General features: G+C 63.7%; 19 protein-coding genes. 8 read left to right on the forward strand and 11 right to left on the reverse strand.

Annotated elements, in window-relative coordinates; genetic code table 11:
• Positions 1–545: 545 nt before the first annotated feature.
• Complete coding sequence (locus tag PCA20602_RS07395; RefSeq protein WP_174980888.1) at positions 546–1,502, reverse strand: dienelactone hydrolase family protein; 957 nt, start codon at positions 1,500–1,502, stop codon at positions 546–548.
• A gap of 233 nt (positions 1,503–1,735) precedes the next feature.
• On the opposite strand from PCA20602_RS07395, the gene PCA20602_RS07400 reads away from it, so the two are divergent.
• Entirely contained in the window at positions 1,736–3,061 is a 1,326-nt protein-coding gene (locus PCA20602_RS07400; protein ID WP_150720677.1) for an O-acetylhomoserine aminocarboxypropyltransferase/cysteine synthase family protein, read from the forward strand.
• 326 nt (positions 3,062–3,387) lie between these two features.
• Positions 3,388–4,239, forward strand: a complete 852-nt coding sequence (locus PCA20602_RS07405; RefSeq protein WP_150720678.1) for an undecaprenyl-diphosphate phosphatase — start codon at positions 3,388–3,390, stop codon at positions 4,237–4,239.
• A 135-nt stretch (positions 4,240–4,374) separates the two neighbouring features.
• Here PCA20602_RS07405 and PCA20602_RS07410 read toward each other — a convergent pair whose 3' ends face one another.
• On the reverse strand, positions 4,375–5,238 hold the full coding sequence (locus tag PCA20602_RS07410; RefSeq protein WP_150720679.1) for a LysR substrate-binding domain-containing protein: 864 nt from the start codon (positions 5,236–5,238) through the stop codon (positions 4,375–4,377).
• Positions 5,239–5,405: 167 nt separating this feature from the next.
• On the opposite strand from PCA20602_RS07410, the gene psrA reads away from it, so the two are divergent.
• Entirely contained in the window at positions 5,406–6,503 is a 1,098-nt protein-coding gene (gene psrA, locus PCA20602_RS07415; RefSeq protein WP_150720680.1) for an iron-containing alcohol dehydrogenase PsrA, read from the forward strand.
• A 267-nt stretch (positions 6,504–6,770) separates the two neighbouring features.
• A complete protein-coding gene (locus PCA20602_RS07420) occupies positions 6,771–8,078 on the forward strand; it encodes an MFS transporter (RefSeq protein WP_150720681.1) in 1,308 nt (435 codons plus the stop codon).
• Between the two features lie 175 nt (positions 8,079–8,253).
• On the opposite strand, the gene PCA20602_RS07425 is transcribed toward PCA20602_RS07420, so the two are convergent.
• The gene (locus tag PCA20602_RS07425) at positions 8,254–8,505 is read right to left on the reverse strand and encodes a hypothetical protein (RefSeq protein WP_150720682.1); all 252 of its coding nucleotides are present in this window, start codon (positions 8,503–8,505) and stop codon (positions 8,254–8,256) included.
• Positions 8,506–8,730: 225 nt separating this feature from the next.
• Complete coding sequence (locus tag PCA20602_RS26180; RefSeq protein ID WP_277990378.1) at positions 8,731–8,856, reverse strand: hypothetical protein; 126 nt, start codon at positions 8,854–8,856, stop codon at positions 8,731–8,733.
• 437 nt (positions 8,857–9,293) lie between these two features.
• On the opposite strand from PCA20602_RS26180, the gene PCA20602_RS07430 reads away from it, so the two are divergent.
• A complete protein-coding gene (locus PCA20602_RS07430; protein ID WP_069340508.1) occupies positions 9,294–9,614 on the forward strand; it encodes a DUF4148 domain-containing protein in 321 nt (106 codons plus the stop codon).
• Between the two features lie 666 nt (positions 9,615–10,280).
• Entirely contained in the window at positions 10,281–11,243 is a 963-nt protein-coding gene (locus PCA20602_RS07435) for a hypothetical protein (RefSeq protein WP_150720683.1), read from the forward strand.
• Positions 11,244–11,312: 69 nt separating this feature from the next.
• Here PCA20602_RS07435 and PCA20602_RS07440 read toward each other — a convergent pair whose 3' ends face one another.
• The 4 genes from PCA20602_RS07440 to PCA20602_RS07455 all read right to left on the reverse strand — a co-directional run bounded on the left by PCA20602_RS07440 (position 11,313) and on the right by PCA20602_RS07455 (position 16,020).
• Positions 11,313–12,719, reverse strand: a complete 1,407-nt coding sequence (locus PCA20602_RS07440; RefSeq protein WP_150720684.1) for a hypothetical protein — start codon at positions 12,717–12,719, stop codon at positions 11,313–11,315.
• Positions 12,720–12,722: 3 nt separating this feature from the next.
• The gene (locus PCA20602_RS07445) at positions 12,723–13,208 is read right to left on the reverse strand and encodes a hypothetical protein (protein ID WP_150720685.1); all 486 of its coding nucleotides are present in this window, start codon (positions 13,206–13,208) and stop codon (positions 12,723–12,725) included.
• 211 nt (positions 13,209–13,419) lie between these two features.
• Positions 13,420–14,529 carry an adenosine deaminase family protein gene (locus PCA20602_RS07450; protein ID WP_150720686.1) on the reverse strand — a complete coding sequence of 370 codons (1,110 nt, stop codon included), beginning with the start codon at positions 14,527–14,529 and terminating at the stop codon, positions 13,420–13,422.
• Positions 14,530–14,640: 111 nt separating this feature from the next.
• Positions 14,641–16,020 (reverse strand): NCS2 family permease, encoded by a 1,380-nt coding sequence (locus PCA20602_RS07455; RefSeq protein ID WP_150720687.1) that lies wholly within the window; start codon positions 16,018–16,020, stop codon positions 14,641–14,643.
• Between the two features lie 237 nt (positions 16,021–16,257).
• Between PCA20602_RS07455 and PCA20602_RS07460 the strand changes: the two genes are divergently transcribed.
• Positions 16,258–17,301, forward strand: a complete 1,044-nt coding sequence (locus PCA20602_RS07460; protein ID WP_150720688.1) for a LysR family transcriptional regulator — start codon at positions 16,258–16,260, stop codon at positions 17,299–17,301.
• A 148-nt stretch (positions 17,302–17,449) separates the two neighbouring features.
• Here PCA20602_RS07460 and PCA20602_RS07465 read toward each other — a convergent pair whose 3' ends face one another.
• Together PCA20602_RS07465 and PCA20602_RS07470 are read right to left on the reverse strand one after the other, a co-directional pair.
• Positions 17,450–18,589 carry a nucleoside hydrolase gene (locus tag PCA20602_RS07465; protein WP_425495652.1) on the reverse strand — a complete coding sequence of 380 codons (1,140 nt, stop codon included), beginning with the start codon at positions 18,587–18,589 and terminating at the stop codon, positions 17,450–17,452.
• Positions 18,590–18,697: 108 nt separating this feature from the next.
• The gene (locus PCA20602_RS07470) at positions 18,698–19,828 is read right to left on the reverse strand and encodes a porin (protein ID WP_150720689.1); all 1,131 of its coding nucleotides are present in this window, start codon (positions 19,826–19,828) and stop codon (positions 18,698–18,700) included.
• Between the two features lie 957 nt (positions 19,829–20,785).
• On the opposite strand from PCA20602_RS07470, the gene PCA20602_RS07475 reads away from it, so the two are divergent.
• Positions 20,786–21,088, forward strand: a complete 303-nt coding sequence (locus PCA20602_RS07475) for a hypothetical protein (protein ID WP_150720690.1) — start codon at positions 20,786–20,788, stop codon at positions 21,086–21,088.
• Positions 21,089–21,152: 64 nt separating this feature from the next.
• Here PCA20602_RS07475 and PCA20602_RS07480 read toward each other — a convergent pair whose 3' ends face one another.
• The gene (locus PCA20602_RS07480; RefSeq protein ID WP_277990379.1) at positions 21,153–22,439 is read right to left on the reverse strand and encodes a DUF445 domain-containing protein; all 1,287 of its coding nucleotides are present in this window, start codon (positions 22,437–22,439) and stop codon (positions 21,153–21,155) included.
• Between the last annotated feature and the right edge of the window lie 124 nt (positions 22,440–22,563).

Genomic DNA, 22,563 nt, shown 5'->3' on the forward strand with positions numbered 1-22,563 from the left:
GCTTCACCCCGTGAGCCTGCGTCAATTGGCGCATCGTGACTCCGGGTAGCAGTCTCCGATACTCAATCGGCCGCCTTCGTCGCGGCCGATTTTGTTTTCTGTGCTCGCGTCGAGGTGACCCTCGCCGTTCCCGCCCGCCTCGGGGCAGTCATGATGAATCCCGCAGTAAAAGCGCCCCCTGCACGTTTCCGCCGAACCATCGCCTACGCCACCTTCAACTGTGGATAACACTGTCGATAACCCTGTGAGCAAGCTGTGTCAGGGCTGTGGGTAACGCTGTGGATTGCTGGGGGATAGACGGTGGAAATCGTGAGGAAAAGTGCCGGAAATGACGGGGATAACCAGTGAATATCCCGTGGATAGGTGGTGGATATGTCGTGCATAACCCGGGGATAAGCCGGTGGATTTTCTGTGGAAATCCTGGGCTTTTCAGTGATTAAGCTGTGGATAGCCGGTGCATAAATTTCTCGGCAATCGTCCATAAGCACCGTCCAGCCTGCGTTAACGGCCACACGCTCGTGGCCGCAATACATTTTCACGCAAAATCACTGGCCAATCGTCCTGGCCAAAAATGCCGTCACGCGTTCGATGGCATCTTCGCGGGCCTCGGGCTGGGTGCCGGTAATCGGCACCACATGGGTCTTCGGATTCGTGAATTCGGGGCGTTCGCGCACCGGTAGATTCGGCGTATCGAAGTCGTGATACGCCCCCGGATAGATGTGGAACGTGATCGGGGCGCCCTTGGCGGTGACGTCCTTGACGAAGGCGTCACAGGGGGCGGCCTTCGTCCAGACGTCGTCGGCGCCCGTGAGCAGGAGCAACGGGATCTTCGTCGACCAGTCCGCGCCCTGCGCCTTCGCGTTGCACCAGCCGGGGTAGAACGCGACAGCGGCCGCGAAGTCGGGGGCCGACGTGTCGCTTTGCGCTCGCGCCGGGCGCTTGGGGCCAATGGAGAACAGCGTCGTGCCGCCGCCGTGCGACCAGCCCATCAAGGCGATGCGATCCGGGCGGATGTCCGGCAGCGCTTGCAGGTAACGCAACGCCCCGTAGGCATCGCGCGGGCGCTCGGCCCACGGACGCACCGGCCCGCCCTTCGCGCACTCGCTGCCCTGCCCGCGCGTCGTGAAGCTATCGACCATCAGCACCGCATAGCCCTGTGCGTTGAAGCGGCGCGCCCAGTCGAGTTCTCGTCCGTCGATGGTGCCTCTGCGCGAGAACATGCCGTTGCAACCGTGCATGAAGACGACGGCGGGTGTCGGCGCGTTGGCGTTCACCGCGCGGAACAGATACGCATCGATCATGAGAGGCTTGTCGTCGCTGTCCCTATCCAGCGATGCGACCTTGACCTTCTCCTGCGCGATGGCGTTGCCCGTGCAGCCGAGCGAGAGTGTTGCAATACAGATCAGGCCGGCGGCAAACCACCGGAGTGAAAGCCGAGGACGGCGACGGCCGTGTGCCGCCAAAGGGAACGAACGAAGTGAGCGGAACGCCGACAAGCGCATGGCGGGTCTCCTTTTCATGCGCCCACGATAGCGCGTGCCGCACCCGCCGTGTCGTTCGCCATATTACGAACGGTTGCGTGCTCTTCGGTTCTCGCCGCGCGTCGGGCACTAAGCATCTGCCAATCGAAGATAAGGCGTCCATGCGCCTGCGTTTAGAATGCCATCGGATAACTAATCAATTCGACAGATCCGTTCCGCCAGCGGAACGCAACGCCTATCCGGAGACATGCGACATGAGCGGCAACAACGATACGAACCAAGCGCAGAACGACACCTCGCAAGCCGCGCAATGGCGGCTGGAAACGCTGGCGGTGCACGGCGGCTACCGTCCCGACCCGACCACGCGCGCGGTGGCCGTGCCGATCTATCAGACGGTGGCGTATGCCTTCGACGACACGCAGCACGGCGCGGATCTGTTCGACCTGAAGGTGCCGGGCAACATTTACACTCGTATCATGAATCCGACGCAGGACGTGCTGGAACAACGCGTTGCTGCGCTGGAAGGCGGTGTGGCGGCGCTGGCGCTCGCCTCCGGTCAGGCGGCCGTCACCTACGCGATCCAGACGATTGCCGAAGCCGGCGACAACATCGTGGCGGCCAGCACGCTCTACGGCGGCACCTACAATCTGCTGGCCCACACGCTGCCGCTCTCGGGCATCACCACACGCTTCGCCGATCCGCGCGAACCGGAGTCGTTCGAGCCGCTGATCGACGAGAAGACCAAAGCGATTTTCGCCGAGTCGATCGGCAACCCGCTGGGCAACGTCACGGATATCGCGAAGCTCGCGGCGATTGCGCATCGCCACGGCATTCCGCTCATCATCGACAACACCGTGCCGTCGCCGTACCTGTTGCGTCCCTTCGAGCACGGCGCCGACATCGTGGTGCATTCGCTGACGAAGTATCTTGGGGGACACGGCACGAGTCTGGGCGGCGCCATCGTCGACTCGGGCAAATTCCCGTGGGCCGAGCACAAGACACGCTTCAAGCGGCTGAACGAACCGGACGTGAGCTATCACGGTGTCGTCTACACGGAAGCCTTCGGGCCGGCCGCCTACATCGGCCGTGCGCGTGTAGTGCCGCTGCGTAATACCGGCGCGGCCATCTCGCCGTTCAACGCGTTCCAGATCCTTCAGGGGATCGAGACGCTTGCCCTGCGCCTCGAGCGCATCACGGACAACGCGCTCAAAGTCGCGCAATTCCTGAAGACGCATCCGAAGGTGGAGTGGGTCAACTATGCCGGGTTGCCGGAGCATCCGGATCATGCGCTCGTGCAGAGGTATCTGTCGGGACGCGGGCCGGGCATCCTGACCTTCGGGGTGAAGGGCGGACGCGCGGCAGGCGCAGCGTTTCAGGACGCGCTGCAACTCTTCACGCGGCTGGTCAACATCGGCGACGCCAAGTCGCTCGCCACGCACCCGGCGTCGACCACGCACCGCCAGCTCTCTCCGGACGAGTTACGCAAGGCCGGCGTGAGCGAAGAGACCGTGCGCCTGTCCATCGGTATTGAACATATCGACGACCTGCTCGCCGATCTGGATCAGGCGCTGCACAAGTAAGTTGGCCTGCGCCCGGTCCATCGTCTCGCGATGGCGTCAGCCGGTGCGAGCGTCTCGCGTCGTCATGCGGAAATGCGGAAGTCAGGGTGTTTGCCAGCGCCGGATTCGCGATTGTTTTAACTGACGCAACGACGACCGGAGCCGGGCATTCCGGCCCCGGCCCCTGATGACCGGACGGATCCTCAACCTCATTTTCTGCCAAGTCTGTCGGAGTATCATGCGCGGCATTCGGTCGAGGGCAGGCGACCGGTGCCGCCGTCATGTGACTGTCACACAATTGTCACGGTGACGGCGTACTGTCCTTGCCCATTTCTCAAGGATTGCGCATGGATTATCTGCAAGTGCTCGTGCTCGCCATCGTTCAAGGCGTGGCAGAGCTGCTCCCGGTGTCGAGTTCGGCACACGTCATCATGGCCGAGAAGCTGATGGGGCTCGACCCGTCCACGCCCGCCATGACGTTGTTGCTCGTCATGCTGCATACCGGCACGATGCTCGCCGTCATCGTCTACTTCTGGAAGTCCTGGCGCGAGCGCTACTTCTCGTCGAAGTACGATTTCATCCATAACGCGAAGCAGGTGATCATTGCGACGGCCTTCACCGGCGTGATCGGTCTGGCGCTGATGTTCTTCATCGAGAAGGTGCTGATGCGCGGCTCCGAGCATGCGGAAATCGAGCATCTGTTCGGCAATCTCTACATCATCTCGGCAGGCCTCGCGATGGCCGGCATTCTGATCCTGATTTCGGGCAGCAAGCGTCCGCCGATGGGGGATCGCCCGATGCGCGGTGTGGATTCCGCCTGGATCGGCGCGGTGCAAGGCATCTGCCTGCCCTTCCGTGGCTTCTCGCGCTCGGGCTCGACCATCTCGACGGGCATGCTGCGCGGGCTCGACAAGGTGCGCGTCGAAGAATTCAGCTTCGCGCTGGCGGTCGTGCTCACGCCGCCGGTCATCGTCAAGGAAGCGTACCGTCTGTACAAGTCGGGCGGCGCACAGACCTTCTCCGGTCACTTCATGTCGGTGCTCACGCCAAGCCTCGCCGGCATGGTGTTCAGTTTCCTCGCCGGGCTCGTGGCGCTGCGCTGGCTGTCGCGCTGGCTCGAACATGGTCGCTGGTACCTGTTCGGCATCTACTGTCTCGTGGCGTCCGCCATCGTGCTCGCCGCCAGCCAGTACCTGTAGTCGTCCGGGGGCGGTCGTCGTGACTGCCCTCGTCTTGCGTTGTGTCCCAAGAGTATGCGGCGCGCATGATTTCGATGACGTCCAGGACGTCCACAACGTCCATGACGCCGATGAACTCATCGTGGCGACGCAGCGTCACACCAAGCCTGCCACGACATCCATGAATGCCGCGATCGCGCGCGATTCGCGTCGTTCGGCGAGGCAGACGACGACTGTCGTGGTTTCCACCCGCGCGTCGCCGATCGCGACGGTGGCCAGCCGCTCGTCGGGGGTGTGTTCCCGCGCCGACACCGCCGCAATACCCAACCCCAGAATCACCGCTTCGCGGATCGCCTCGCGACTGCCGATCTCCATCGCCACCGTGGGCGACACACCCGCGTCCTGCATCGCCGCTTCGAGCGCGTGACGTGTGGTCGACCCCAGCTCGCGCATGAGCATCGGTTCGTCGGCCAGCTCGGCGAGCTTCACACTGCGACGTCGCGCGAACCGATGCGTGCGCGGCACCAGCAGCACGACCGGATGCGTGCGATACGGCACGGCGTGCAGACGCACATCCTCGTGATAGCGCGCCAGCACGGCCACGTCGGTGCGATACGCCAGCAGACTCTCGATCATCTCCTCTGAATTGCCCGGCCGCATGGAAATGCGAATGCCCGGATAGCGTGGCTGGAACGCCGCGACGATCTCCATCGCGTGATGCGGCCCGACCGCGCCCAGACGCAATTCCCCCGTGCGCAGGCCGCCGTGTTCCTTGAGCAGGCCGAGCGCTTCGGCTTCGTCCGAGAAGATGCGCAGGCTGACCGAGTACAGCGCCTTGCCCGTCGGCGTGAGCGTGAGCCCGCGTCCGTGCCGATAGAACAACTCCACGCCGTAGGTCTCTTCGAGCGCGCGGATCTGTGTCGTCATCGTCGGCTGACTCACATGCAATGCCTGTGCCGCACGCGTGACGCTGCCGTGGTGCGCGACGGCATGAAAGGACCGCAACTGGGTAATGCGCATGCGTGACGCTCCCGTGACGAGGTATAGGTTTTACCAATAGATTGCCGAAAAAATGTGAATTGGAAGTATAGGACGACGCTCACCATAATCCAGCTCAATCTTCCTCAATCGATCGCAGCGTCCTGAAACGTCAGAGACATCAGATACGCCGCGGCACGCTCCTCGCCATGACTGCACGTTCACGCTTCCACAATCCGGTCGACGTCCGCTTCGGTGCGGGGGCGCTTGCCGATCTGCCCGATCTCGTCGGCCACCGCCGCGCGGTGCTCGTCACCATGCCCGAAGCGCGCGCGCTCGGCATGACCGGACAGATCGAGGCGCTGCTCGGCCAACGGCTTGCCGGGATCATCGATCAGGTCAGCCCGAATCCGGACGTTCGCGAACTGGCGCCGATGTACAGCGACTTCTGGCGGCGCTACGGGCAGTGCGAGGTGATCGTGGCGCTGGGCGGCGGCAGCGCGCTCGACACGGCCAAGCTGCTGATGGTCGCGGGCGCCGACGACCGGTTCGCTACGCTGGTCGATGCCCTCGATGCCGGCGGCACCTTCGAACCGACGCGGACCAAACGGCTCATCACGATTCCCACGACGGCGGGCACCGGCAGTGAAGTCACGCCGTGGGCCACGCTGTGGGACCGCCATGTGAAGCGCAAGAAATACTCGCTGCACCTGCCGCATACGTGGCCGGAAGCGGCCATCGTCGATCCGTGTCTGACCCGCTCGCTGCCGCGCGCCGTCACCTTGCAAAGTGGTCTCGACGCGCTCTCGCACGCCCTCGAAGCAATCTGGAACGTCAATGCGAATCCCGTCTCCGACACGTTCGCCGTGACGGCAGCGCGCGAAATGATGCGCGTGCTGCCGCAACTCATGGCCTCGCTCGACGACATGACGTTACGCACACAGGCCGCGCTTGCCGCGCTTCAGGCGGGTATGGCGTTCTCGAATACGAAGACGGCGCTTGCGCACTCGATTTCATACGACATGACGATTCGCCACGGCCTGCCGCACGGCATTGCCTGCTCGTTCACCTTGCCGACGGTGATGCGGCTGGCCATCGGCCGACGCGCCGACCGCGACGCCGTGCTCGCGCAGGTCTTCGACGGCGATATCGACGGTGCCCCCGACGCGCTCACGGCGTTCCTGAACGGGCTGGGCGTCGCGACCGAATTTTCCGCCTATGGCGTGAGCGAGCCGGAGTCCGCGCAGATGATCGCCGCCGCACTCGACGGTCCGCGCGGCCGCAATTTCATCGGCGCGGCTGCCTGAAAGGATCCGATCGACGTTGCGACTTTGCGACGTCGCGTTGGAGGTCGTTGTTGTCGCAGTCGTAGTGGTTGTCGTTGCCGTGCCGTCGTGGCGGCATGAGTGTTTTCGCGTCTTACCCGCAGTCCCCGCAGCATCCATCATCAAAACGATAGCCGCGCACCGAACCCTCGGCATGCGCGGCACCGAGACATCCAGGAGACAGACGCCCGGCAAAGACCGGTGCGTCGCAGCGCGCCGCCGGGGCGCGGCGCATCAACAGGAGGCGCAATGGAACAGGTTCTCACCGGCGTTGGCGCGCGCGATGCCGTCAATACCGAAAAAGCGGTGCGCACGGTCGCGCTGGCCAGCCTGATCGGCACGACCGTCGAGTGGTATGACTTCTTTCTGTACGGGACCATCACCGGACTCGTCTTCAACAAACTCTTCTTTCCGAGCGGCGATGCCTTCGTCGCAACGGCGCTCGCGTACACCGTCTACGCGGTGGGGTTCGCCACGCGTCCGCTCGGCGGCATTCTCTTTGGCCATTTCGGCGACCGGCTCGGACGCAAGCCGCTGCTCATCGTCACGCTCACCATCATGGGCGTGTCGACGTTCCTCATCGGCCTCGTGCCGACCTACGACAGCATCGGCATTGCCGCGCCGTTGATCCTGCTGTTCCTGCGGCTGCTGCAAGGCATCGGGCTCGGCGGCGAATGGGGCGGCGCGGTGCTCATGGCGTTCGAGTACGCGCCGCGCGGCAAGCGCGGACAGTTCGCGGCGTATCCGCAGATCGGGCTGGCCGTCGGCCTCTGTCTGTCGACGGGGGTCGTCGCCCTGCTCTCGTCTACGCTGACCGACGAGCAATTCATGTCGTGGGGATGGCGTCTGGCCTTCATGCTCAGTCTGGCGCTCGTGGCCGTCGGCATGTTCATCCGGCTGCGGGTGCTGGAGACGCCCGAGTTCGCCCGCATCAAGGACAGTCAGCACGTCGCGCACGTGCCGCTCTCGGAGATCGTGCGCGATTACCGTCGAAACGTTCTGCTCGGCTGGGGCGCGCGCTATATCGACGGCGTGGTGTTCAACGTCTATGCCGTGTTTGCGATCTCGTATCTCGTCGGCACGCTGCACTTTCCGAAAACGCCGATCCTGCTGGCCGTCACGCTTGCGGCACTCGTGCTGGTCGTGACGATTCCGTATGCGTCGAAGCTCTCGGATCGCGTCGGGCGACGCCGCGTGTTTGCGGCAGGGGCGCTGGCTTGCGGGGTGTCGTCGATCCCGGCGCTGGCGGTGATGCACTACTCGTCGAACGTCTGGTGGGTATCGCTCGCGGTGATCGTGCCGCTGGGGGTGGTGTATGCGTTCGTGTACGGCCCGGAGGCGTCGATGTTCTGCGAGCTGTTCGACACGCGGGTGCGCTACACCGGCATCTCGGTCGTCTATCAGGTCTCGGGGATCGTTTCCAGCTCGATCACACCGCTGGTAGCGGCAACACTGCTCGAATACGGTGGCCACAAACCCTGGTGGATTGCAGTGTACGTGCTGGCGGTGGGATGTTTGTCTGCCGTGTGCGCGAGGGCGATGAAGCGGACGTATTGAAGCGCGGGAGGGGGGCGCACGACGTGCCCGAAGCGACGAAAAGCCGCGGAAGGACAAGATCACGTAGGGGGTGAGATCCCGGGAACGGGAACACGGCAGGCCGGTGGATGGCTCCCCGGCTTGCCGTTTTTTTACGCCGCGCGCAGTGTCGCAGTGTGACCGGCGGCGTCAGGGCTTACTGGCCGAAGTAGATCGATCCGGCGCGATTCACGCGGCCCGGGACTTCGTACACGGGCGAGACGACCGAACCCTGCTGGGCGGCCACCGGACCCGGTTGTGCCTGAACCTGCACTTGCGTTTGTGCTTGCGTCTGCACTTGCTGCGCCTGGGCGGCCGGTTGCGTATTCTCGGCAGCGTTCGCGCCGGTCATGGCACCTGCACTCAGCAATGCGGCGACAAAAGTCGAAGCGATCAGAGCGTGTTTCATTTTCATTTCTCCTGTCTGGCGAGACGTCCACGATGGGCGCCGTCATTGCCGCCAATCTACGCTCGCGAAATCAGGAGAAAAACGCGTTCCTTGATAAGGACGCATTGCTGAAAACGAAATAATCCAACGATGTTTTCGTCGATTCGTCGTGCTAGACGAGCGATTCGACCGACACCGGCGATCCGCCGTGTCGCGACTTGCTGCCTTTATGGCGTCTGACGGCGCTCAGCGAGACTTCACGCGCACGCGAGCTTCCTGCTGACGGCGCGAACGAGCGGTGCGGCTGCGCAGATACGACGCGGTGAGCCACGATGCGCTCGCCAGTAAAAGGAAAGAACCGAGGGCAGCCATGGTAATGCTCCTGTGACTTACTACCGGCATCGTCCGCGGTGCGGCGCACCCTGCGAGCCACGATGTCGGTGGACTTCATCATGTTGTCACTCTACTGCTGACGCACTTCGCGATAAACCCCATTCGGTCAAAGACGCTGTTGCGCATAGCGTCATGCCCCGCCAAAACCGTCCCAAAATGCCCCGAATGCGCGCCGTACATTCGGTTTAACGGCACTAAATACCTGATTTTCAATAGATTTTTCGAATCGGACGATCGGTTGCATTTCGTAGACGTTCAGTTGCGAAAAAACCACGGGTTTTCCCTAAGATTCACTCATGCCAACGCGACGGACACCGCAACGCAGCAAAACGAAGTGCCCCCCGGCCTCGACGCTGATGATGCCCCGAACGCTAGCTCAACCCGAAGTTATCTATCTAATTGACAGGAGTCTCACCATGAACACCCGTATCCTTGCCGCCGTTGTCGCCGCCGCTTCGTTCGTTTCGGCTTCCGCTTTCGCCGATGCCCGTTACAACGACAACACCCCCGACATCCAGGCCGCTACGCAAAGCCAGGTCAGCCGCGCCGAAGTGCGTGCCGAGTTGGTGCAAGCCGCCGCCAGCGGTCAACTGAACCAGACCGAAACCGGCGCACCGCTGGTCACGGCAGCACAAGCCCAGGCGCAAGTCGAAGCACAAGCCGCGCCGCTGACCCGCGCCGACGTGCGCGCCCAACTGAGCGATCGCAACGTCTTCGCACAAGACAGCCGTTCGTAATCGACCCGGTTTGCCGCACCCCCAGGTAGTACAGCAGTACCGCAGCACCCCCGCATCGACCCCAAGCGATGCGAAGCCGCCAGCCTGAAAGGGTTGGCGGCATTTTTTTCATGAACGTCCCCTGTCGTGCGCCCATGAACGGGACGCAGCGCCACAGTCGCACATCGAAATACAGAAGCGTTGCCGGAAACGGGCTCATAAAATTCGCAGCCCCTTGAGCGTGCGACGCGCCCACTCGGGCGCAACACCGGCCATACCGCCTCTGCATACCGGCAATAAGCGGACGACAGGGACGACAGCATTGGCCGCCCGACACCCCCCCAATGCCTCGGCCCCCTGTCCCCAATGCCCAATATCCACTCATGCATGTCGTTGCCACATGACGTTTGCCATCCCTCCCGCACCCGTCGCTGTAGCGTTCCGGAAAAAAGCGAGTGCACCGCGCACGCCTTTGCGTTTGCACTGACCGGGGCCCGTTCACGTGCGGTGCACTCGGCGCGAGCGCTTGAGATCGACGTCCCACGACACGTCGCGCGGCCCACCCATGCGCCGTCCGCGGCGAGGTACTACTGCCTGACGCCCGAGGAAGCGTCTCGAATCCCGCGCCGCCCCATCGCGCCTCCGCGCCCCAAGCGCTATCTCGGCTTCGACCGCGTCGCGCAGTCGTTGCGACACATCGCCATCGCCGTGAACATGACGATGCGCGAACGTCTGCACGTCGACCCGCTGGAAGTTCAGGTGAGTGTCTTTGGCGGACGGTTGCACATCGCGTCGAATTTCCATGCGGACCGCATTTGCGATGCGCTGCATCTCGCGCTGACGGACGATGCGCTCATGTCGGGTGCACCGCGCCGAGTTGCCCCGGGTGACGAGCGCAACTGGCTCGCGATGGTGATGTCCCGACGAGTGCGAGATATCGCCAAGCTCCGGCATCGGTATGTGCAGGGGCGGGGTTTCGAGCACATGCGTATGGCGGCACGTGCTGAAGTGGAGAAGGGAGTCGGCTTGCCGGCGGATGGTGTGACTGGTACGCACAGCGCGCTTCGTCAACTCGACGACGCATTCGAGACGTTGCGCAAAGTGCTGCGGGATGCCGCCAGCGAGTCTCCGCAATTCACCGATGTCGTGGTGCACACGCCCATGCGCGACACACCGAGGCTCGCGGCGTTACCGACTGGCGTGACGGAAACGATGCACGCAGAGCAGTGCGTCGAGTCGGCCATTGCGGGGAACGCCGAGCGCTGGCATCGCGCAGCGGTGACGCGTCTGCATCTCTGTCCCGATGCGCTGATCGTGGTGCCGATGGCGGGCCGCTTCGTGCCGTGCGCCGCGTGTGCCGAAGTAGAGGCCGAGAGCCGCGCCCATGGCGGTTTGTTCGACCCGGCCAACGCGCGATTCGTGCTTCACCGCAGTAGTCGGCGTATCGGGATGGCGTTTGCCAACGAAGTTCAGCACATTGCGCAGGCCACGCTGGCGAGGACACCCGCCGAAGCCGCACAGCGGGCTCAAACGATTGCCGAGCGATTTGTGCACGCGCCGCATTTGCTGCGAGCGTATGGGACACCGGTCGTGCTGGACTATTCGCTCGATACCGAGAGCGAGAGTTCGGGCGACGAGTCTCAGGGATGAGCACGTGACGAACGGGCGACGCATGCACACGCACCGACGACGGTCGCCCTAACCCTGACTCAGGCGGCGCTACTCGTCAGAGAGGCCTGCGCGTGCACCTTCCTTCAGACGGTCGAGCATCGCCGCGCCGAGCGGTGTGTCGTTCAGATCGGCATAAGTGGCCCGATCACGGTAGTGCAGCATTTCGCTGCCGTCCGTTACGCCAATCGAAGCGGCCATGATCTCGTGATACGAGTGGTGGTCCTTGGGCGGCATCAGGTTCGCCATCATCACCATGCGCGCCTCGGCAAGCGACGGCCAGTCTGAGACATCGCCCGCGTAAGCCGCCATCTCGCGGCACTGCGCGTAGTGGTTCAGATAACGCAGCGTATGTCCGCTGGGTCCCGAGATGACTGGCTTGTCGTGCACGATGGCCCCGAGCGCGAATTTCGCGATCTGCGGATCGTTGCGATCCGAGGTCCTGACCATGTTCGAGCGATCCCCGGTGCGATGCTGACGCACGTCCGACCCGATCGGACTCAGATCGCGGCCGTTGGCTTCGTCGCCGGTGTATTTCGCCGTACTCCACGTGATGTCGAGCAGGTCATGCAGCAACCGGGAGCGTTCGTCGGGCGTGCACTGGAACATGTACGCGACGGCGTCGCCGGTCGCAGCGAACCCGGCTTCACGATAAACACGCGCCACGCCTGCATCCTCGACGAGCGCGGCGAACGTGGACTCGCTGCCCGCTCCGCTGCGGAGGGTGTCCCAGCGCGTCTGCATGATTTGCCGGATGCGGTTCGGCATCTGCTTGGGCGACTTGATCTCGGCGATCGGCACGTCGAACTCACGAAGATTCCACGGATGCATGGGATTTTCTGGATGCGGCGCCGCGTTGAACATGTTGCGGCGGCGCTTGGGATTGGGCGCGACCGGATCGTCATAGTGCGGCGCCTCGGCCTTGATCAGCGTGGCGAGCACGTGAGCATCGAGCGTGTTCTCGGATCTCACGCATTCGTCTGCGCCACCGATGCCCACGCGCTCACTGAGAATCTTGGCCTGCGCGGTTTCACCGAAATCGTCGAAACGCACGGGCGTGCCGGTCAGCTCGCGAATGCGTCGCGCGATATCGCGGATCTGCGGTTCGTCGCACAACGCCTGCCCCAGCTTGCGCTCGAATTCCACGCGCGCGGCGGCCTTGGGATAGTACGGCGCGCAATCGAACAGATTGCGGCCGACCTCGGCGTTGCGATAGGCCTCGAACGTCTTGCTGTCCGGCAACGATTCCAGCGAATCGGTACGGGCACGCAGGCCTGCGTGCATGCGCAATGCCGGAATGGGCCGCTCCGGCGCCATCTGCACGTGCTGCTCCAGCGTACGGTTGTCGAATTCGCTCGCCACGCTTGCCCGGCTCAGGAAGCGGGCGCCCATCGCCAGTTCCAGCAGGTTGTCCGCCGAGCGGACGCGTGAAATGTCGGACTGCACTGTCAACAACATGAATCAATGAACCTCGTTTCTCAAAAAACCGATCAATGTGGTGTAGTCGGAGAAGCAGGCATCGAGCCGACGCGCCGAGGCGTCAGGCATTGCGCCATATTCGATATCCCTGCATCCGAACAACAGAATGCCCTCCGGCGCCTGAACGGAAAGCAGCGCAAAGGGCTCGTCTCCTGAAAAGCAGTGTCTCGTTATCGATGGAATCAGATCGGCACGACCCGACATCGACGGGGGAATGTCGATGCGGAAATAGAGATCGAACGTGTCGAGCGTGCCGTTGGATCGGAAGTAGGCCATGTCGCCGTTCTCCAGCGTCACGCCGGCGCCGGGAACGTCGCGCGATTGCAGACCGGACAGACCGAAGCGCTGACCCAGCACGTCGAGAAAGTCGTTCAGCCGGCGTTGCGACAGTGTCGCCGTTAGTGATGGCGACGCCGACACGCTGGCTGGCGCCGCGTCATCTTGCGTCGTGTGAAAAGTGTGTGGCATGGCGCGCTCGTCGGCTCGTTTCGATAAGAGCGGCGCATGTTATCGGGTGACTGTCACCGCGAATAGACAAGCTCGGGGTTTTGGGGTGAATCATGCGCAATGCCGCCGATATTTCCCGGCTGTGGAATTCACGCAAATCGTGTCGAAAAAAAAGCCGCCCGAAGGCGGCTGAAGGTCGGGTGAGACCAAGGAAAAGCGGTTGGCGGCGGTGTCAGGCCGCGAGCGAATCGTTGAGCACGTTGCGTGCCGCGTCGAAGTCCGCTGCGAAACGGCCACGCCAGTCCTGACGTGTGCTGTCGTCGATCCACGCACCGTCGAGCCCGTTGTGCATGAAGCCGCGCAGGTCGTCGAGCGAGAAGCCGAAGTGGCTGTACATCAATTCCCACGCTTGCGCCGGATTGACCTTGTGCAGCGTCGGATCGTCGGTGTTCGGATGCACCTTCAGGCCGAGACCGGGCATGCGCCGGATCGGGTGATCTTCGGCCCAGCGCTCCGGGGTCAGCGTGCGCAGGTAGTACGAATTCGTCGGCACGATCGTGAAGACGATGCCGCGCTCGGCACACTCGCGCGCGAAATCCGGCGCGTCGACGATGGTGTAGCCATGGTCGATACGATCGCACTTGAGCAGCTCCACGGCCGTCTCGACGTTCGTCCAGGGCGTGCCGAATTCGCCCGCATGCGCCGTCGTCTTGAAACCGGCGAGACGCGCGTTGCGATAGGCCTTCCAGAAGAGTTCCGGCGGCCGGTCGTTCTCGCGATAGTCGATACCGATACCGATCACTTCGTCGGCGCGATGCGCACGCATCCACTCGACCATCTCGACGGCTTCGCGGGCATCGGCTTCGCGGTCGATGCTCGGGACAAGACGGCCGACGATGCCGTGATCGCGTTCGGCGTCGCGAATCGCCGCGACGATGCCGTCTTGCGCGCTCGCGTAGGGAATGCCGGACGTGCGCACGGTGCCGGTCGGGTTCCAGAAGAACTCGCTGTAGCGCACGTTATGCGCGGCGGCGTCCGCCAGATACTCGTAGGTGATGCGGTGCAGATCGTCCGGCGACGTCAGCAGATACTCGTCGAGCGCGCGCAACACGCGCAGCACGCCGACGGGCTTTTCGCCACGGGTGTAAAAGGCGTCGATCTCGGCGCGTTCGAGCGGCGCGTTCGACTTCTCGGCGAGTGCCACGAACGTGTCGTGACGCACCGCGCCCAGCAAATGGCAATGCAGTTCGACTTTCGGCATCGCATGGAAGAACGTGCGATGCGCCTCCTGAATCTGCACGCCGGTGCGTGCGGCGGGCACGTGGCCCGGTGTCTCTGTCATAACGTCTGATGTTGTTGATGGCATCGGTGAAGCGGGGACGTCGGCGCGGGATCGGGTCTTCGACGCTCGTGCGCGCTTCGTCGTCTCAATACCCTTCATTCCGGCAGTCGGTCAGTGACGCCCCACGACCGTCCAGAAGTAATACGCCAGCGGCAGCGCCAGCACATACAGGCCCCACGGTAGTTCCTTGAAGCGGCCCATGAGCGCCTTGACCAGCACGTAGCACAGCAGACCGCCCGCGATACCGGTGCCGAAGCTGTTCGAGAGCAGCGTGAGCAGGACCATCGCGAGCACCGGGAAGGCGTCGCTGAAGTCGTCGAACGGCACATGACGGATCGTGCTGAACATCGACAGGCCGATCAGGATCAGCGCGGGGGCCGTGGCTTCTTTCGGAATGGCAAGCGCCACCGGCACGAAGAAGCACACCAGCGCGAACATCACGGCGGCGGCCACCGACGTCAGGCCGGTGCGGCCACCCGCTTCCACGCCCGCTGCCGACTCGACCAGCGCGGTCAGGGCGGGAATGCCCAGCAACGCGCCGCCGGTTGCTGCGATGGAGTCGACGAGGAACGGACGGTTGATATTTTCCATGTTGCCGTGCTCGTCGAGCAGACCGGCCTTGCCGCCGACGGCGAGCGTCGTGCCGAGCGTGGAGAAGAATTCCGCTGCGAAGAACGCGAACAGATACGGCAGCGCCGAGATCGTCAGGGCGCTCTTGAGATCGAGCTGGAACGCCACTGGCGCGATGCTGTGCGGCAGCGAGATGAACGATTCGGGCACCTTCGTGACACCGAGCGGCACGCCGGCGAGCGCGGCGATCAGGATCGACCAGAGGATCGCGCCCGGCACCTTGCGGCCTTGCAGCAGCACCGCGGCGCCCAGACCGATCAGTGCGACGATCGTGCCCGGCTTGCTGAAGTCGCCCAGCGCGAAGGCATTCGTCTTGGCGTTGGCGATGACCATGCCGGCGTTGCGCACGCCGAGCACCGCGATGAACAGCCCGATGGAGGCGCCGAGGCCGAGCTTGATGGCCGTCGGAATCAGACGCGCTACCACACTGCGCGCACCGATCACGGTCAGCAGCAGGAACAGCACGCCCGAGAGGAACGCGATGGCGATGCCCGTCTGCCAGGCCACGTGTTCGGTCGCGGCGAGTGTGACGCCCACGATGACCGAGCCGCCAATGCCGGGGCCGACGACGAACGGCAGGTTCGCGTAGAAGCCCATGAGCAGGGAGAACAGCACGAACACCAGCATGACAGCCGTGGTGGCCGCGCCACGGTCCATGCCGCCCGTGGCGAGCAGCGACGGGATGACGACCATCAGGTAGGCGGCGGCGAGGAACGTCGTGATGCCGGCGAGCACTTCCGTGCGCACGCTGGAGCCGCGACGGCCGATGGCGAAGCGGCGTTCCAGCCAGCCTCCCGAAGGCGCTGCCTGCGTTGCGGGGGCCGTGTGTGCCGTGTTGCGCTCAGGAGAAGAGGTCTGCATAAGCCAAGGATAGAAGGTCTTTGCGTGGCACTTTACGTGCGCCCGACTATAAATAAAAAATGAAATTACTTATGATTCGATAATTCGAATCTATTCTTTGCGGCGTGCATGGATTCCCGGGCGATCCGGTGTCCTGCAACGTCGCGAGACTGTTGTGCTGCCGTCACGTTGCGTGCCCTGCGTGCGCCGAAACGGCAGACGACGATACAACCCGAGACGCAACTTCAGGAGCGCGCCATGGCGACTTCGTCCCGTCGTACCGAGAACGCTGCGGCCAAGGCCGGTGCGACGTCTGCCGCCAAGGCTGCGGAGGCGCCCGTCGCTTCGGCCGCCGCTTCGGCGCAGGCAGTGCCGCCGCCGATCGCTCCCCTGCCCGCGCTGACGCTGCGTCAGGTCCAGTACTTCGTGGCGCTCGCCCACTCGCGCAGCTTCACGCAGGCGGCGCAGGCGCTCTCGGTCACACAACCGGCGCTCACCGCCGCCATTCGCCAGATCGAGTTCCTGCTCGGCGGACGCCTGTTCGAGCGCTCCGCACATCGTTTGACGCTGACCGATGCCGGCACGACCATCCTGCCGCTCGCGGAACGTCTGCTCAACGCGGCACGCGGTACGTTCGACGACATGACGAGCACCTTTACGCTGCAAGCGCAGACGGTGCGCATCGGCTTCATTCCGTCCGTCGCCGCCCGGTTGCTGCCGGTGCTCGGCAGCCTGCGCGAGGCGCATCCGAACGTGCGGTTCGCACTCTCCGACTTGCCCAACAGCGAACTGGTCGCGGCGCTCGCCCGAGGCGAAATCGACCTCGGCGTCGGGATTCGCGACGAGGCCGACGAAGCCGGCCATGCCGCCAATACCGAAGGCTTTCGCTGCGATGATCTGTTCGACGACGAAATCGTGCTCGTCGCCCGGCATGACGATCCGCTCGCCTCGGCAGGGGCCGTCAACTGGGCCCAACTGACGGAGCGGGATCTCGCCGTGTTCGTGCGCGGCAACGTCAGCGATTCGCTGCAACGCACGGGCGGCTCGCAAAATCTGCGGCTCGAACCGAAGTACCGCATGGAGTACACCGAGCCGCTTTACGCACTGGTGCGCAGCGGCCTCGCGCTCGCAATCCTGCCCCGGCTCTACACGCTGCATTTGCACGATCCGGCGCTCGTCGCGCTCGACGTCATTGCCCCGCGCGTGACCCGCACCGTGGCGCTGATGTCGCTCGTCGGCAAGGAGCGCGGCCCGCAGGTGAGCGCTTGCCGGGACTGGATCGCGACGCATCTCGCGACGTGATGTCTTTCCCGGCGAGGTCCATCGTTCGCTGCCGTTCGCGGTCGCCCGCAGCGCTAACGCTCCTGCCCGTCATGCAAAACGCGGTGGCCGTTGCCGACCACCGCGTTGTCCGTCCTTGATACGCTGCCCCGCGTGTCGCTGCGCGTGATTACGGCAGACGTGCGATGCGTTCCAGCAGCATGTCGTAGAAGCGGTCGGCGTCGATGTCGGTGAGCCACATCGCGTTCGCTGCGCGCTTCGTGCGGCCGTTCCAGTCCACCACCGTCTCGCCCAGCGTGAGCTGGCCCGTCGTCTCCACGGCCACGTTCACACGGCGGCCGCCGTACATCGTCGGATCGAGCAGATACCCGATGGTGCACGGGTCGTACATCGGCGCTTCTTCCACACCACGGCGACGCTTCTGATACGCCACTTCCGCCGCGAGAATGTCGGCGACGATGGGGCCGCAGCGGTTCTTCAGCGCGCGGAACGGCACGATGCGCTCCGGCGTGATGAGTGCCTTCAGGCTGACGTCGCGCGGCACCACGGTCACGGGCACGCCTGCGCCGAGCACGATGCTCGCGGCTTCAGGGTCCACGAAGATGTTGAACTCGGCGGCCGGTGTGTAGTTGCCACGCTCGAACCAGGCGCCGCCCATCACCACGATCTCGCGAATGGCCTTGGCGCCCTCGGGGGCAGCCGTCAACGCGGTGGCGATGTTGGTGAGCGGACCGATGCCCACGAGCGTAATGCTGCCCGGCGCGGCGGCGCGCAGCGTGTCGATGAGATACGTCACGGCGTGCGGCTTTTCCAGCGGGCCGCGCGGCTCGTGCAGTTCCACGCCGTCCAGTCCCGAGCGTCCCATCACGTTCGCGGCCGTGACCAGATCGCGCATGAGGGGCTTCGGGCAGCCGGCGTAGACCGGCAGCGCACGGGTCTTGTCGGCCCAGTCGCGCACGATACGGGCGTTGCGCTCGGTGAGGGCGAGCGGCACGTTGCCGCCGACGACGGTGAGTGCCTTGAGGTCGATCTGCTCGCGTGCGCCGAGGGCGAAGAGGATGGCGATGGCGTCGTCCTGACCCGGGTCGCAGTCGATGATGACGGTACGGCGCGGCGAGCCTTCTGCGCTGAGCGGCGACGCGCCTTCGGTCGACGTCATCTTCGCCAGCGCCGTGCCGGCGCCGGTCGCACCGAGTGTGGCGAAGGATGCCGCGAGCGACGTGCGCAGGAAGCTGCGACGGCTGCGATGGCGAGCGTCGTCGTGATCGAGCGTAGCGGCGAGGTCGGGCGTGGGGTTCCGTTCGTTCATTGTCGTCATGGGGTCGAACTGATCGTCTTGCGGGTGGAGACGTCGCAGGGCTTACCCGCGACGTGTCGTTGCGTATCGTTGGCTATCGTTGGTTGTCGTCTACCGCGATCAGAACGTGTGACGCATGCCGAGCGTCACGGCCATCTGGCGCTTGGTGCTCGATGCGGCGTAGCCGAACAGTTGCGCATATTTTGCGTCACCGGCGGCTTGCTGGGCGTTCAGCGTGAGGGCGACGTCCGTGCGCTTGGACAGCCAGTAGTCGGCTTGCAGGTTGACCTGATGCCATTGCGGACGCGTGTTGATCACGTCGTACTTGCCTGCGGTGAAGCCGTACGCGGCCCCCAGCACGAGCGCCGGCGTGATGTTGTAGTTCAGCGTCAGGTTGTAGTTCTGGAGATGCAGGTGCGAGTTGTCGAGGTACGTGTAGTTCACGTCCGAGAACATGGCGCCGATGAGCGCCGGGCCCCAGCGGTAGAAGCCGCCCGTGGCGAAGATGCGCTGTTGGCTCGCGAACACATTGGCACGCGTGGCGCTCTTCGAGAAGATCAGCAGCGGGCTGGCGTAATCGTTGGCGATGGCGCCGTCGTTGTTGGTGCCGCTGAACGGGTTGTTGTACTGCGCGTAGGCGGCGTTCCAGTCGAAGTTGCCGTACTTGTAGCCGAGGCCGAAGCTGTAGGCGTTGTTGTTGCGGAAACCGGTGGCGGAGTTCGAGAAGCCGTACTGCGCCGTGCCGTGGAAGCCGCCGACGGTCGGGCTGACCCACTTCACCGAGTTCTGCATACGGATGTCGTTGTATCCGTTGTCGTTGTCGCCGATGTTCACGCCGTTGCTCGAAATGATGATCGGGCCGACGTAATCGTGAATGGTGTCGTACTGACGGCCCAGCGTGAAGGTACCCCACGACTTGTTCGTCAGGCCGACGAACGACTGGCGACCGAAGGCGCGGCCGTTCTGGGCGCCCGTGCCGTTCATGATGTTGAAGCCGGCTTCGAGCGTGAAGATGGCCTTGTTGCCGTTACCGAGGTCTTCCGAACCACGGAAACCCCAACGCGGATTCTGATTGGTGCCCGAGAGTGCCTGCCACGTCTTGCTGCCGCCCTGATTACTCACGTAACCCACGCCGCCCGAGATCAGGCCGTAAATCGTGACGTTGCTCTGTGCGTGTGCGGCGCTCGCGCCGAGTCCCATTGCTGCGGCAAAGCCGGCAAGGCCCAGACGGGCCAGAATCGTGGTCTTCATGAGGTGTGGCTTTCTCTAAGGTCTGTCCGCGCGCTTGCGAGAGTTGGCGCGGTTCGGACCGAACTATAGGGAAGGGGCTTGTATAAATATAATTTTGATTTTTTATATATCGATAAATTGAATCGATATAAGCGCGCAGGCCGCATGGAGACTGGGGGGATGCCCCAATGCAGGGTGATGTCTTGAGCGTTGCGTGTGGCCGACAGTGGGCTGAGCCGGCCGGTGTGACATGAGCGAACACGGGGAGCACCGTCTTGCCCCGCTTGGCACTCACCTTTGCCAGCGAGCGTTGCATGAGCGAATTCTGCAAAGCGCCAGCCGAATCATTTCCTATGTTTGTACCGTCACGCACGATGAAACGCGTCGCCTATCTAGCGGGGGCGGCATGTCGATTTCTCATGTTGAAAGCGCTGGAATATCGCTTCCCTCCTCCCCATCCCGTCAGGAGAACTTCAATGGAAATTGGTCAAGTCAGCTACACCGCGAGCGTGAGGTCCGAGGCCGCTCCTTCGTCGGCGGATATCGTCCGAACGGATAGCGAATTGAATGATCGGTTGCTGGACGTTCTTTTGTTCGGACCTTCCGTGGCGGTCGTGGGTGAATGGCCGCAGGCCCATGGATACACTCGATGGAATCTGATCCATACCATGCGTGACGATTTTTTAAGACTCCGGGACCAGCGCGGGACTTTCACGATCGCGGCGAATCCGACCGGCGACGGCATCGGCCGCGAGGCGCTCAGGGTCGCAAGGGAGCTGGGCATCGGAACGCTAGCGGTCTATGAGAGTGCCGATCCTCGGCCGCAAACACCATGCTGGGATCAGGAGATTGTCATAGCGAGCGCGGAGGCTGGCGCGCCGACGCAAACGCCGGAAGGTAAGCGCGACGTATTTGGCACGATGCAGGCATTGCACCCCAGTTCGGGGGCGCTGCTGTCATACGGGGGGTGGAGATGCCATGACTTCCGTTGCCGAGGCGTGGCATGGCGATCATTCCGTGTTCGTCGAGACGAAATTCATGGCGCCGGACAAACGAGACGCGTTGGTGGAGCAATTCTTGCAGTACACGCATATCCAGACGATGGCGCATGCGCATGTCAACGGATATCAGGGCGAGCACACCTCGACAGATCCGAAATGCTTCTACGACACGGCGCCTGACATCACGTCCCACTTTCCTCAGAACGACGCTCGCTGGTTGGGAAAGATCGGCGATTTTCTTGGGGACGGCGCCAGGAACAAATGGCGAAAGATGAGTTAAGGGAACGTGGCTGTACGGCGCCTGTGTGGCCATGGCGTGCAGAAGACAGCGGGCGCCGCTATTGCTAACCGGCGCGCGCAAGCAACACCGGCGCCTGCGCCACCAAATAAAGCACGGCGCCGATCAACCCGCCCACGAGCGTGCCGTTGATGCGGATGTATTGCAGGTCCTGTCCCACGCTGAGTCGAATCTGCCGTGACAGATGTTCCGCGTTCCAGCCATGCACCGTTGCGCGGATGTGTTCCGTCACGAAGTCGGCGAAACCCGGGGCCATGCGCTCGGCCGCATCCCGGAGTTGCGCATCGAGCGCCTTTCGTAACGACTCGCTGCGTGCGAGTTCCTGCCCGATCCACGCCGCCGCGCCCGTGATCTTCGCGCCGATCACCGAGTCGTCGCGTGCCAGATCCCGCTTCACCCAACTGCGCCATTCGTTCCACAGGCCGCCCACGTAGGCGTTCAGCGCGGTGTCGCCTTTCAACTGCGTCTTGAAGCCGTCGAGCTTCGCCTGAAATTCGGCATCGTGCTTCAGTCGCTCGATCAGCCCCGCCACCGCGCGATCGAAGGCCTGACGCAACTGGTGCGACTCGTCCGCCTCCATCTGCGCGAGCAGGCGCGTGACTGCCGCCGAGATCATGTCGGAGCCCTTGTTGCCGATCCATTCCGAGGGCAACACCTTTTCCTTCTTCGGATGATCGGCCTTGAGCCATTCGACGATGCGCGCCGAGATGAACTCGCGCGTCTGTGGCTCGTTGAGCAACTCGACGAGATAGTCGAGCGTCTCGTCGAGCAGGGCCTGATGGCGTCCATCGCGCGTGAGCGTGTCAAGAATCGCTGCGGCGGACTGCGACAGATCGAGCCGGTCGATCATTGTGTCGAGTGCGCGGCGAATGAAGGCCTGCACGTTGCGCTCGTCCATCACGTCGAGCACACCGCTCGTGACCTTCACGAGCACGGCGCTCAACTGACGCGTGTTCTCGTACGACCCGAGCCAGCGCGTGAGGGCGTCCGCCGGATTCTGCTGTTCGATGAGACGCACCACCGACGGCGTATCGAGAAACTTCTCGCGCACGAAGCGGGCGAGGCCATCACCTAGGGCGTCTTTCTTGCGAATGAGGATGTTCGTGTGCCGCGAGAGGCCGGGGATCGGAATGCGCCGGAACAGCGCTTCGACGGCGAACCAGTCCGCGAGCCCGCCGACCATGGCCGCTTCGGCCGCCGCGCGAATCCATCCGGTGAGGAAGTGCACCGGCATGAAGAGCGTGGCGATGAAGATCGCCAGCGCGACGAGAAGCAACGAGAGTGCGCGCCGTTCGGCGCGTTGCAGGGCGATGGCGGGATCGATGGCATCCATGCGCAGCCGGCTCCTCACAAAAACGAAGACGCCTGACAGGTTACCCCGTCAGGCGAGCGGTGATAAGTCCCGACGAGACGCGTTCGGCTCGCCGACCATCGATCGCCGATCGCTTTCGTCCCCA

The sequence above is a fragment of the Pandoraea capi genome, from assembly GCF_902459735.1.
GTDB lineage: Bacteria > Pseudomonadota > Gammaproteobacteria > Burkholderiales > Burkholderiaceae > Pandoraea > Pandoraea capi.